At 41.8% G+C, this 12,228-nt stretch carries 12 protein-coding genes and 1 pseudogene; 2 read left to right on the top strand and 11 right to left on the bottom strand.

Going from position 1 to position 12,228, the window contains the following annotated elements; translation table 11 throughout:
* Window positions 1-57 precede the first annotated feature (57 nt).
* Complete coding sequence (locus LJE72_RS03350) at window positions 58-600, top strand: GNAT family N-acetyltransferase (RefSeq protein WP_229246205.1); 543 nt, start codon at window positions 58-60, stop codon at window positions 598-600.
* 296 nt (window positions 601-896) lie between these two features.
* Here LJE72_RS03350 and LJE72_RS03345 read toward each other — a convergent pair.
* The 4 genes and pseudogenes from LJE72_RS03345 to LJE72_RS03330 all read right to left on the bottom strand — a co-directional run.
* Window positions 897-1,211 (bottom strand): annotated as a pseudogene (locus LJE72_RS03345) (flotillin family protein); the annotation flags it as partial.
* 9 nt (window positions 1,212-1,220) lie between these two features.
* Window positions 1,221-1,730, bottom strand: coding sequence for a hypothetical protein (locus LJE72_RS03340; protein WP_229246204.1), 510 nt, complete (start codon window positions 1,728-1,730; stop codon window positions 1,221-1,223).
* A gap of 142 nt (window positions 1,731-1,872) precedes the next feature.
* On the bottom strand, window positions 1,873-2,232 hold the full coding sequence (locus LJE72_RS03335) for a cupin domain-containing protein (protein ID WP_229246203.1): 360 nt from the start codon (window positions 2,230-2,232) through the stop codon (window positions 1,873-1,875).
* 27 nt (window positions 2,233-2,259) lie between these two features.
* Complete coding sequence (locus tag LJE72_RS03330) at window positions 2,260-2,943, bottom strand: vitamin B12 dependent-methionine synthase activation domain-containing protein (protein ID WP_229246202.1); 684 nt, start codon at window positions 2,941-2,943, stop codon at window positions 2,260-2,262.
* Between the two features lie 380 nt (window positions 2,944-3,323).
* On the opposite strand from LJE72_RS03330, the gene LJE72_RS03325 reads away from it, so the two are divergent.
* The gene (locus LJE72_RS03325) at window positions 3,324-3,734 is read left to right on the top strand and encodes a YidH family protein (protein WP_229246201.1); all 411 of its coding nucleotides are present in this window, start codon (window positions 3,324-3,326) and stop codon (window positions 3,732-3,734) included.
* Between the two features lie 197 nt (window positions 3,735-3,931).
* Here the strand turns inward: LJE72_RS03325 and LJE72_RS03320 are convergent, their stop codons facing one another.
* The 7 genes from LJE72_RS03320 to LJE72_RS03290 all read right to left on the bottom strand — a co-directional run bounded on the left by LJE72_RS03320 (window position 3,932) and on the right by LJE72_RS03290 (window position 12,146).
* Window positions 3,932-4,609: a DUF1638 domain-containing protein gene (locus LJE72_RS03320; RefSeq protein WP_229246200.1), complete on the bottom strand. Its 678-nt coding sequence runs from the start codon at window positions 4,607-4,609 to the stop codon at window positions 3,932-3,934.
* A 9-nt stretch (window positions 4,610-4,618) separates the two neighbouring features.
* Window positions 4,619-5,326, bottom strand: coding sequence for a TetR/AcrR family transcriptional regulator (locus LJE72_RS03315; RefSeq protein WP_229246199.1), 708 nt, complete (start codon window positions 5,324-5,326; stop codon window positions 4,619-4,621).
* 214 nt (window positions 5,327-5,540) lie between these two features.
* Window positions 5,541-5,762 (bottom strand): hypothetical protein, encoded by a 222-nt coding sequence (locus LJE72_RS03310; RefSeq protein WP_229246198.1) that lies wholly within the window; start codon window positions 5,760-5,762, stop codon window positions 5,541-5,543.
* A gap of 75 nt (window positions 5,763-5,837) precedes the next feature.
* A complete protein-coding gene (locus tag LJE72_RS03305; protein ID WP_396390285.1) occupies window positions 5,838-6,725 on the bottom strand; it encodes a serpin family protein in 888 nt (295 codons plus the stop codon).
* A 181-nt stretch (window positions 6,726-6,906) separates the two neighbouring features.
* Window positions 6,907-8,568, bottom strand: a complete 1,662-nt coding sequence (locus LJE72_RS03300; RefSeq protein WP_248286179.1) for an LCP family protein — start codon at window positions 8,566-8,568, stop codon at window positions 6,907-6,909.
* Between the two features lie 403 nt (window positions 8,569-8,971).
* A complete protein-coding gene (locus LJE72_RS03295) occupies window positions 8,972-10,048 on the bottom strand; it encodes a DUF4829 domain-containing protein (RefSeq protein ID WP_229246195.1) in 1,077 nt (358 codons plus the stop codon).
* Window positions 10,049-10,688: 640 nt separating this feature from the next.
* A complete protein-coding gene (locus LJE72_RS03290; RefSeq protein ID WP_229246194.1) occupies window positions 10,689-12,146 on the bottom strand; it encodes a M56 family metallopeptidase in 1,458 nt (485 codons plus the stop codon).
* Between the last annotated feature and the right edge of the window lie 82 nt (window positions 12,147-12,228).

Genomic DNA, 12,228 nt, shown 5'->3' with positions numbered 1-12,228 from the left:
CGAAGAATTTTTGGAGATATTAACAATAATTTGAACGAAATCAAAGGAGTTGTTGAAATGTTAGAAGAAATAAAAGATTTACCCCGAAAAGTAGTGGGAAATCTTAATGGTGATCAAGAAAATATAAAAATTTATTTAGTTCAAGACTTTAATTTAGCGTTATTAAGAAGAATAGTTAATTTTGAACTAGACATATTCAATGAGCAAGGAATAGATGAATGGGGATTAGTTCCTCAAATTCGCCATGGTAATGTTTTTATTCTTAAGGAAGAAAATAAAAAGAGAATTATCGGTATAGCCATTTTAATGCGTGATTGGGAGGAATTTGATAAGGCTTATTTATTTGACTATGCGATAGCAGATGAATTCCAGGGACAAGGTTTAGGATATCATTTTCTCCATTCAATTTGTTCAAATATAAAAGAACAAGGATTTAATAAAATGGATTTAACAGTTAATACGGAAAACGTATCGGCAATTCATTTGTATAAGGATAAATTAGGTTTTAAAACTATTAAAATGAGTGAAGATGAATTTGGTAAGGGGCATCATCGATACGTTATGGAATTGAATTTGTCAAATTTAAAATTGCTTAACTAAATTTATAAATAAACCTGAATGTGATTTCAATAACATCGTTGGGACAGAATGCGATAAGCCGATTTAGAAGGATATGTTAAAGATAAACGAATTGATTATTTTAATCTGATGACTAAACGGGTATTGTTCCCACCGTTTGGTGTGAAAGAGCCAATTATTTCTTTCTGCATGAAACACAGTCGGAGCCCTTTGCCCGACTGTATTTCTTGTTTGATATAACCCAGGTACACTTCAAAAAAGTTGTACCTGGGTTATATCATAATCTTTAATTTTTTGTTAGGCAGCAGTCTGTTAGCTTTGGTGACCAGAGTTTCTTCAATCTTGACCATGATGTCCAGTACCGCTGCCTGACCGAATTTTTCAAAAGCTTCGGCCAGCTTCTCTTTAGCTTCCGCTTCTGCTAAGCCTTTGAGCTTGACTACCTCTACTTCGGAAGTTCCTTGGCCTTTTCGACCTCCGCGCCAGAGACCGTCAAGGCGTTTTTGTTCGGCATTGGCTTTGGCTTCAATCCTATACTTGAGAGCATCAGCTTCCCCCATTCGTTTGGCTTTATCAGCCTCAGCAGCCTGCTCTACTGCATACCTGTCAGCGTCTGCCTTTTTCTGCGGCTCATTTTGCCCTTATAAACTCTTGCTTTTCAAGTGCCTTATTGAAACCTCATGTTCGCCCAATATACCTTTTATATGTTTACCTTCATCGATTTCGTTTCGGATAACCTTCTCCAGTAAACTCGTTTTTTCGTTTACATAGTGTGTAAGTGTTTCGAATTGCTGTGCAGTTTGTTCCCTCAATGACGTTACTCCCTCGGCAACCGTTTTAATCTGCTTTTGTACCTCCTCCAATAGCATGCGGTTTATACCGACTTCGGATTTTATCGTACTTATTTCGCCCGACAGATCAGCTCGTGTTTGTGAAATTTCGCTTGATAGATCAGCTCTCGTTTGTAATATTTCACGCGATAAATCAGCTCTCGTTTGTAATATTTCGCCCGATAAATCAGCTCGCGTTTGTGATATTTCGCCCGATAAATCAGCTCGCGTTTGTGATATTTCACCCGATAGATCATCTCGCGTTTTCTTGATTTCGCCCATTAGTTCATTCAACATTTTTAAAACTCTTTGCTCTTCCATCTTCTTTCATTCCTTTTTGTAATTGTTAGTCTTTCAACGGTGCGGTCAAATCTTCCTCACTAGACGCGGTTGCGATGGGGTCAGTTAAACTTGGCCTCATCTTTTTATAGATCGAATTTTTATTGATTAAGAACAACCCTCACTAAATTCTTTCAAGTTTCTCTACGGTTCTTTCATTTCTTATACCTCCGGTGTTCAACGTTGTTTTTGCTTCAATTAACATGACATGTACTTCTTCTTTAGCAACAGGCATATGTTCGATCCCTTTTGGAATAATAAGAAATTCACCTTCATTTAATATGACATCCTTATCCCTAAACTTAATAATCAATTCTCCTTTTAGAACATGAAACATTTCATCTTCTTTATCATGAATATGCCATAAAAATTCACCCTTAAGTTTTGCAATTTTCACATAGGATTCATTGACTTCGCCTAATATTTTGGGACTCCAATACTCTTTAAAAAGATCTAATTTCTCACAAAGATTAATTTTATCCATTTTCATATCCCCCTCGAACAGACGTTATTATAATGCATACTTCTCACTATATAGTTTTTCATCATAGGGAGCCTTTCTTCCAGGGCAGGTTCCTCTGGGACATAGCATACAATTCTCGTAGTTAGATTCTGTTGGAAAAAATATGCCTGATACTGATTTAATAGGTGTCATCAGAAAACTAGACTTAAGTTCCACCCCAATTGATTTCTCATGACCGTCAAAGAGTTGAAAAAGTTCTTTTTGTTGACTAATGGGCCAGTCTTCTAAAGAACCTGGATTCATATTGGCCATTTTATCCAGTTTAAACTTATCCTTTAACTCTTTTGTAAGAGCAGTCCTTGCCGATCTCAAGGCTAATTCCTTAATTGTATCCAACCAAAACATTTCCAGCATATCTGGGAAGCCTTTTGACCAATTCTCTAATTCATGCCCACAGGTAGCAACATATGGGAACACCCTGTTGACCTTATCCAAATTGACTCGTAAGATACGACTGGAAAACTTTACACCATCAATAACAACCGTATCATCCTTTTTATCTTCTATGTATGATAACTTATATAGAACCTTAAGATTTCCATTTTTTTCGGCCTCTTGGACAAGTTCTTCTATCCGTTTTTCATATTCAGTCCCTTTTTTGATACGCAATCTGTTCAGTAAATCTTCAAAGTCTAAGTCAAATGGAATATTTTTTATTACAGTACAGTTCAAGTAACAGCCCCCCTATTTTTTGGTTTTTTCCCATAACTACTCCAGCTTACACTTCAATCCTTTATTTTATTTGATTGGCACCTTTTGCTTGCTTATCCCAATGTATCAACCAATGGTTTAACAAATATTCAAAGTTCTTACTCTTCAAGGATAATAATACCATATAATTAAAAGCAAAAGACTACCTCGTCAAGAGATAATCTTTGTTTGTGCATCCAGGGTGTGGGTTTTATTTGTATTATCATGATAGAATATAAACCAAAAGCCAGCTGAGAGTAATGACGATAGGAATGGAGAGCAAAGTTATATTGAGAATCCAAGAGAGGATACTTATTATTAAAAAAGATTGAAAAAGGCCTTGGAATTATGGAGGTTGTTGTATGTCAAAAATAATTGAAGAAACGACGCCTGTAAAAGTTGGTGACCCCCGTTTTTACATGGCCAATGAAAGGACCTTTCTTGCATGGATAAGAACATCCATAGGGATAATGGGATTCGGTTTCGTAGTAGAGCGATTCTCTTTGTTCATAAAACAAATGTCATATATTTTGAGCCAAGCTGGTTTTGAAAATGTATTACCTTCTTCACATGGATATTCATCAATTGTTGGAATCCTCCTTGTGGGTCTAGGTGCAATAATGAGCGTATTCGCCTATATCAAGTATAAGAAAACTGAGAAACAAATTACTGAGGCTATCTATCAATCATCGTCAATACTTAATACATTGCTCACCGGTTTAGTCCTCGCAGTCGGAATCTTCCTTGTTATTTATATATTTCAAAGTACATGATCTTGGAACCCCCCCCTCTACCTGACTTGGCTCATTGCTTTTATCTGATGTCATTCTGCAGCCCGTATCGGGAAGGGGTAGTCACCCACTTCCTCCCTGTAGGTGATAAAGCGCAAGTTTCGAATTTCTGCGCTATTTACCCAAGTGAATACAATTGTCTAATTATGGAGGAGAAAGAATACACTTCACATTCCGGTTTAGATTACATTTTTTTGATCTATAACCATGAAATAAGAATCGTCAATTACTCCGTGAGGTGGAATATTAATAAACTCATCTTTAAGCCAAGGTCCATTTACCAACTTGTCAAAATAGGTCAAATCCCCTTGTTTGATCTGATGATCCAACTTAAGTAATTGTGCTATTTCAAGTGATTGTTGAATATTTTTCCCTTCATTCGAAATTCCAGATCGGATATACAATACGCGTTTATAGCCGCTAAACATCAAAGCGAAAATTCTCTTGGTCTTTTCAATACCATACTTTTTATTGGAGCGATTATACTCTCCAATAATAGACCCTTCGCTATTCGTCCAGCCAGATGACATATACAATGTACCTATTTCACTCATACGTTGTTTCTCATAACTTGCTTGAGAGCCAAGAAGCAACGGAATGCATTCATGGACTCGAGGTATTGTCAAAATAAAGTCACCCGCCCGCAATTTTTTAGTTGCGCCCCCACAAAGCCCGTATCCTAAAACAATTCGTGAAAAGCCGATTGAACTATCCAGAATGCTCTGCAATTCGACTACCAATTTTTCGGGATGATTATGTCGTATCTGTGGGAGAAACTCGAATACAATGTCTTGGCCTGAGGCCACGGTAAGCAGTTCTTCTTTCATAACCTCACAAGCAATTATCTTTAGAGTCATAAAAAAACCTCATTTATTTAGTATTGCTAAGGAAAAATCTGCTATACGATGTAACTTTTCTTTGCTAGCTGAGGTTCTTGCAAGTACCCGAATCCCAATCAAAGTATTGTTCAAGGTTTCTGCCAAAACCTCAGCATCATAATCACATGTGAATTCACCTGTTTGCTGTCCTTTGTGAATAAGCTCCGCAAGAAAATGCTCTGTTTGCATAAATGCTTCTTTCGTCTTTTTATTTACATCCTTATCTCGGGAAGCCATTTCAGTTGCTGAGTTTACAAGTAGGCAACCCAATGGTCTATTTCCATTTCCTTCGATCATAAAGTCAAAGATAAACTGTATCGCTTGTTTTGCCGTTTCTGCACGTGAAGTTTCAGATATTAGTCTGGATTTTATAAACTCTCCGAAGCAATCTATCGTTTTTAAAAATAATGTATGCTTATCACCGAAGGTATCATATAGACTTCTACGATGGATTCCCATATGCTCTACCAGATCGTTCATAGATGTCTTTTCATAGCCTTGTTTCCAAAATAATTCCATGGCTTTCTGGAGAACTACACTTTCCTCAAATTCCTTGGTTCGTCCCATTACTTTCCCTCCTGTAAATAATAATAACATTTCGGGAACGATTGGTAAAGAATAATTTTCATATTCCGTCTCATAAACGACTGCTATATTTTTATGTAGACAGTTGCGATCTGTTATCAAATCATTCATAATAGCATCTGTCCTTTCTGTTACTTTATTCACAGACTATGTGGTCAGACTCATGAGGGTGATAATCTCATATAAAATGCCTGTCCCAAATTGGAACGCGCATTCCAATTTGGGACAGGCATGGCCGTTGGCATGTTCACCTATGTTAAGAAGCGACATTGCAATTGCCTTCTGATAAACATCATTTTCGAGGAATCCTTTTTTACCGATCTCATTAGAATACCTTATAAAGTCTTTGCATTCGGATATTGTCTTTTCCAGTCCCTAAGTTTTTTGCAGAAACAAAGGCAATATTTTTTCCGTCTTTAGATAACGAAGGATCAATGGCTGCATCTCCCTCTGAATTCGGAAGCTCCCTGGTCCTCCCCGCTTCAACATTAATAATTGATAGAGTTTTCTGGGCCCAGACTATACGACCGCCGCCAGTTACCGCCAACAATTAACCTTATGGCGAAACAGATAGCCATCATCCCCTTTGCTGATTTCAGGCACGGTAAAGAATTGAGAAAATTCATTTCACTTCATACAACTTGCCCATAAATAAAATTGTCCCGGTTTGATCATCCACAATGACGAATAAAAACGGACGGTCGGCGATGAAAGCCAGGGGTTCCGCTGCAGACGTCCGCTTCATTTCCACTGCGGTTGCCGCCGCTGCTTCACTACCTTCTTCATTAACTTCGATGATCGCCTTGTGCAGCACTCGGCTGATACAGAGATCGTCGCCGATCCCGGAAAAATCGGCTTTATCCGTAAAGGCTTCCCCCATCCCGAGGGCTGTCAGGCTGTCGTTTAAATTCTTGATCCCGTATTCCAATTTGAAACGGGGCAACTGCAAATTTACCTCATCCCGCTCTGAGATACTGTCCATGATCCTCTTCCAGCGGCCTGCATCCATCGTCGCGATAAAATCATTAATTGTTTGGTCTTTCTCCGGCAAAATGCAGTACATTGCCGCTTTGCCGCTTCCGTATGGAAGCCGGACCCCTTGGAAATCGTCGCCCTTTCCGTATTCAACCTTCCCTGTCCTGCTCATCATCATGACTTCATTGGTGCTGCCGTTCCCTGTCCTGAATTGTGTCTTGACCGTATCTTTGCTATCGAATTGCTCAGTCCAATCCCCTTTGAAGTAGATGGCATTGATTAGGTACATGATAACATCTGAAGGTATCGGGGAACTGATGATCTTATCTATCTTTTTATGGGTCGCTTCGGCCACCCATTGATTGATTTGATCTGCGGCATTGGCCTTACTAAAATCGAGGGGGGTCACAGAAGCGTTGAAGCTATCCTTGGTGGCTGCTAAGAAATCCTGCTTGATCTCTTCTCCTTCTCTCACCCATAAGGAATTACTGATATTTAGTTCCACCTTTTCATCCAGCCCCATCAAATACGGGATCAGGTTTTGGTTGATTATGACGATAAAAAAGCTGCTGACCTGACGCTATGGATTTCCTCATTACCAAAAATAAATTTGTCAACCATGATTTTGGCGGCAGCCCTTCGGACGAAAAATATTAACCATGCCAAAAAAGGGGCTAATGTGCCCCCCTCATACACGCCACCTGCTGGGGTTAAAGTTATTCGGTGCCGGGTAAATCTTCATCTTCTCGCGGAAATACCGCTGTTACGACTCCCGTTCCGGCAGGGTTTGCCGCTGCTGCGCCCGGCACTTTAAAATAATTCTCGCCAATCCCTGCCAAGGTATATCCTTCTTTGGGGACCAGCGTGATGATTGCCGTGTAGTCCCGGCCTTCGACAAAGGGGTCGTCGGCAGGCGACCAGGTGATCGTCCCGGTATATTGCTCCGTTTCGCTGATCGTTGTTACAGGTGACACCTCCGATTCAGGCGGTATCACCCCCCTAATTTTCGAAAGGCTGATTGTTGTCGCCGGTTCTGTTGATTCTGTTGGCTCAGTTGGCTCAGCTAGCTCAGACGGTTCTGTCGGTTGTGCCGGCTCAGACGGCGACACCGGGAACACTGCCGTAATGACCCCTGATCCTGCAGCATTCCGAGTGGTGGATGCTCCCGGTGCGGTAAAGAAGTCCTCAGTGACGCCTTTTAAGGTATACCCTGCTTTGGGAAGGAGGGTAATCGTCGCCATATATTCCTGACCAGCGAAAAAGATGGCATCGACAGGCGACCAGGTGATCGTCCCCGCATACTGCTCGGTTTGGATGGTTGTCACGGGTGTCGCTCCCTCTTCTGGGGCGATAACTCCCGGTATTTCGGGGATGTCGATAGCCTCTTCCCTTGCCGGAGCAGCAAGACGGGCTTTCACTTCCGGATCCAAGGAGGCCAGCACCGAGCTGTCCCAGATATCATCGGCAGTTTGTCCCAGGAGAAGATTGCCGGCCACCTCTTTTGCTTTATCCCGGTTTACTTCCCAATAGCTTAACCCGTCCAGCATAATCGCGTCTCCAGGCAGGGTTTGGGTTACGATTGTGGCGTCGTCAAATGATTTTGCCGCCCCGGCAAGTGTTAGGAGATCTTTCAAAGACAGGTCCGTTTCCACTGTTTTCATTAACTGCGGGACAAGCTTGGGCAGTTTAAGAATTGTGGCGGGTTCAAGCATTTTTTTGCCTGCCGTTGTCAGTACTTTCTGCTGTCTGGCGGTTCTTCCGATGTCGGCCGTTGTGTTGTCACGGTAGCGCGCATACTGCAAGGCCTTTGAGCCATCCAATTCCTGCACCCCGGCCTTCAGGTTGATATAGCCGTCCTCTTTGTCCCCGGTCACGTGCTGCATGTCTTTTTCCACGTCAATGGTGATCCCGCCCAGCGTATCGATAATATCCTTGAACCCGGCGAAATTCGTCAATACATAGCCGTTCAGCTTGATGCCGGTCAGCCCGGTAACCTGTTTTTCCAGCTCCGGGATCCCTTTTAACATGGGAACGGCGTTGATTTTATAATAGCTTTTTGATCCCGACAGGGTTACCCGGGTATCTCTGGGAATGGACAGCAGGGAAATGAGTTTCGTCTTCGGATCAAGGCTGGCCACAATGATCGAGTCCGCATTGTAAGAATTTTCCCCCGGCCTTTTATCCGTCCCGATCAAAAGAAAGCTGACCCGGTTATTCAAATCAGCACTACCATCTGTTTGTCTATCAGCGAATAATCCTTCCTCTCCGAAATAAAAAACGGCAAATGCCGCCCTCCCGACAAGGAGCCCTGCAATCAGCAGTGCTAGGATTATAAAAACCCTTTTAAGTTTTTTCTTTTTGTCCCTTTTTTTAGCCAATATCTTCACTCCGTTTTTGATTTTATGTCCTAAAGAATTCGATTATTTTTAATTGCGGTGCTCAATTCATTTCATAAACCAAAACGATTCCTTCTGAAGAGTTTTCCTTACGATATAACGATGAAACAAGGGTCGCTCTGACGATCTTTTTGCTCCTTTCCCTGCCCTGCTCCACATATTGCATCATGTTGATTCCAATCAGAGTTATTGTGAGGATACCACGCTTTACTGCTTTTCAGGCTTGCTTGCAAACCTCTTCCTGCAGATGTATTCCAAATCCAGATTACATCCGTAATATGGACCTGTCAACATAAAAATTTCTTTGATGTTTTATAATTCAAAGGCTGGATTCATATCCCTTATAAAACTTGAAGCTTGGGGCGGATTTCTTTAGCTTTGCTGCTTATTTCGAGCTGGTTCCATCCCAAATAAGCCACGAGGAACCGGAACCCGTGTACTCTCTGATCAGAATAAAATCCTGGTTCAAAGCCCCTTCCTGGTAAGGAACTTTGGTATTGTCGTAATCTACCGTATATTGGGCGGAAACCACGATCATATTTTCCGCTATGTATTCGTCCGACCAATTGTAACTCTGCGCAAGCTCACTTCCTGTGTACCTCGCTTTGATGCCTCTGGTTTCTTCCTCTGAAACCGCCACCCTCTCCATGCTCAGGCTTAAAACACCTAGATCGCCGGGTTTTTCAAATGTGGGCGTAAAGTTTTGAACGTTTTTTAGAGCAGGCCATAAGGCGGCCTTCCAAGCCTCATAATCATTATTCTCTTTCGCTTTCAGATAACCCTTCACGACATTTTCGGGACTAACAGTGTAATTCTCCACACCGTACACGCCAAGACCCGGTCCCCAAATTTCCGTATGATCGGCCTGAAGCTCATTGTCGGCATTATAAAAATACAGTCCCACCAGGTCGGGTGTTCCCTTGGCCCAGCAGATATAACTGTTATTTTGCACCGGGGACAGAACCTCGGTACCGTTGTCATACACCGCTTTAACCTTCCGGATATCGACAGGAACGACTTTATCGGATTCGCTGAGCCACTTGGTGTGATCCGTACATCCAAAGGTGATTGTATAAGTGTTTGCCTGCAAAGTTTGTGCTGTGTAGCAAGGACTTAAGGGCATCCCACTGGCAGAGTTCCCTATAATGTTCAGTTCTTTGTCCAGGACCAGCAGACTGACGCCCAGCTGTCCGCCCGACTGCCCCACCTTCGCTTCGTTAAAGATCAAAGCCAAAAGCAGATCGTCCTGCGGGATGTCCTCTGTCCTTAAAAGCACACCCTGTTTCCCTGAGCGGGTCTCCGGGAATTTAGCTGCGATCAGGCGGTTTAATCTCTCGTCCGGATTCAGGTCTGCCGAATTTAGGCCGGCGGAATTGATTAATAGCATAATCAATCCCCCGGTCAAAGACAGTACGAGAACCGACAGAACAACGATTATTTTGGTAAGCGCTGATTTTTCCATTAAGTAACCTCTCTTCCCTTTTCCGCCCTGCTCAGATCCATTTCTTCATCGGGACCAGATCAACGCCCCACTTCTAGAATTGCTGGCATCGAAGGCTAAATAAAGGAATTTAGAAGAGTGTCAATACGATTATACAATTCTGTGTCTACCTTTGCATTCAATCCGCCTTTGCCATTTTGAGGGGCCTGACATGGCTTTCCAGCAATTTCATAAGGGTATCCGCATAGTCCTTGGAGCTTCCTCCGAAGTGTTTTACAGTCATTGCATCACAAGCAATTTCCTGGTCTTCCCGTAATTCGTAAAGGCATACCAAATAATGGGGTTCGAGCAACAAAAATCAGACTTGTAGTTTCTTCATATGCAGAAACTGCTCTTTGACCTTTTCTTAAGTCTTATATCCCTAAGGTAGACCTTGGATTTAGACGAAACTTTGTCGAGATGAAGGGACCTTTTCCTGATCCCGGCTTGGCTCCTGAGGAATAACCTGACCGGAGGAGCTGGATTTACCACCGGAACCCTTTGGACTGCAAGCTGCCAAGCTGAGGGTAGATGTTTCATTGGTGTTTACTCGCCTCCTTTACCTCAGGTTGTAGGTTTAATGAAGCACACACGGCCCCTTCACAGACAGGAATTAATACCTTCATCTTGCTATCAGAAGATTTACTAAAACATTAAAATCAGGTCTGTTTTGCTTAGGGTCTTTCATTCCAGCATCAATCCAATAACCGACCACTTTATTTTCGGTTAGGAATAGGACTACATCATAATTTGATTCACGGACACCAGTTTCAATTTGAGCCGTATACATTTTGATTCTTTGACCCATATACTTAGAAAAGTCTAAATTATTAAGTTTCGATAATTCGTTGCTTCGCCTTAATAGGTCGCCAACTCTAACACCATCTTTGACGGCTGTAAAATCAGTTGGCAGTTGAACATCTTCAGCACCAACACTGTTTACAGCTATCTTGAGATTCTTCTGGCTTAAGAAATCCCGAGCAGCACTTGAATAATCTACTGCTGTTGCTGACTGTGTTTCTATCTGAAACCAATAATAAATTACGTGATTTTCGTTACCCCAATTAACCTGAAGTTGAAATAAATAGTTACCTTCCGCTTTGGGGAGAAGGATTGAGTTTTGGTTAATTGGGTACAACTTTAATTGTTGATTGCTATCTACTAACCTAAGCTGGTAGGTTGGCTTATCTAAGCCCGCAACCTCCTCAGCCATGAACTCAAGCCATGATTCTGGCTTAAGCACACTGGCTGGTAATTTCATCGCTTCGTCAATTCCTAAACCGAAATTTGTATTACCAATCAACATGCCAGGCTGGGAAGTGTAGTTGGCGTCTCCCCTAGTCCAAATGAGCTTGGTCGTTCCATTGAGAATTTCCAGTTTAGGATAATGGGAACTATACCCTGTTTGCCCGGCGGTTAAGTCCCCAGGGGGTTGTGCGACGTCTATGTTGGACGTATCAGCATCGGCATCAGCATTGTCATACAATTTTGCAACAACATTTTTAACGTCTGGATTTTCAGCGATATAATCCACCTTTGTTTCTCCAATATGTCGAGATACCCTTATTTCATTACCGTTCACTGCAAAATCTAGTGTTCTTCCGCTTCCGTCATTGAAGGCGAATAGAACAACCAAGCTGTGATTTACCTCAAGATTTCGGACACGTGTGATTTTGGAATTATTGAACGCCTGAATTAGAGACGACCAATCTTGATCATTAATCGTTTTCTCTATACCATTCATAGAAATGCGAATTTCTTTAATGTCACTTTGATTAACTGATATATGATAGTCCGGTAGATTCTTAACATTGGTGAAAACCACAACAGCCAGCAAAGCGATCACTGATAATCCTATCAAAGACCATTTAACGAAAGACCTTCTGAACTCTTTAATCATGGTTATTCTCCTCTTGATCTGAGATTTAGAGCCAGATAAACTTGCCAATCCTATCAATCGCGGCGTGTTAGAGTATGTCTCTACCAATTTGATGAGGGTATAAGCATAGTCGTTGGCTTGTTTCGTATTGATTCGCTCCATGGCTAAAGCGTCACAGGCAATTTCCTGATCTTCCCGCATTCGGTAAAAGGCGTACTATATTAATGGATTGAACCAATGGATGATTACTAATAACTGAGTCAGCCAATTTACCATGATGTCT

It is taken from the genome of Desulfosporosinus shakirovi, assembly GCF_020595055.1.
In the GTDB taxonomy this organism is placed as follows: Bacteria; Bacillota; Desulfitobacteriia; order Desulfitobacteriales; family Desulfitobacteriaceae; genus Desulfosporosinus; species Desulfosporosinus shakirovi.
This window is presented reverse-complemented; position numbering and strand designations above follow the sequence as displayed.

What these genes read in the sequence shown, in the direction of transcription:
- LJE72_RS03350 (WP_229246205.1), top strand. Translation starts at nt 58, where the DNA reads ATGTTAGAAGAAATAAAAGATTTACCCCGAAAAGTAGTGGGAAATCTT.
- LJE72_RS03340 (WP_229246204.1), bottom strand. Translation starts at nt 1,730, where the DNA reads ATGGAAGAGCAAAGAGTTTTAAAAATGTTGAATGAACTAATGGGCGAA.
- LJE72_RS03335 (WP_229246203.1), bottom strand. Translation starts at nt 2,232, where the DNA reads ATGGATAAAATTAATCTTTGTGAGAAATTAGATCTTTTTAAAGAGTAT.
- LJE72_RS03325 (WP_229246201.1), top strand. Translation starts at nt 3,324, where the DNA reads ATGTCAAAAATAATTGAAGAAACGACGCCTGTAAAAGTTGGTGACCCC.
- LJE72_RS03320 (WP_229246200.1), bottom strand. Translation starts at nt 4,609, where the DNA reads ATGACTCTAAAGATAATTGCTTGTGAGGTTATGAAAGAAGAACTGCTT.
- LJE72_RS03315 (WP_229246199.1), bottom strand. Translation starts at nt 5,326, where the DNA reads ATGAATGATTTGATAACAGATCGCAACTGTCTACATAAAAATATAGCA.
- LJE72_RS03295 (WP_229246195.1), bottom strand. Translation starts at nt 10,048, where the DNA reads ATGGAAAAATCAGCGCTTACCAAAATAATCGTTGTTCTGTCGGTTCTC.
- LJE72_RS03290 (WP_229246194.1), bottom strand. Translation starts at nt 12,146, where the DNA reads ATGCGGGAAGATCAGGAAATTGCCTGTGACGCTTTAGCCATGGAGCGA.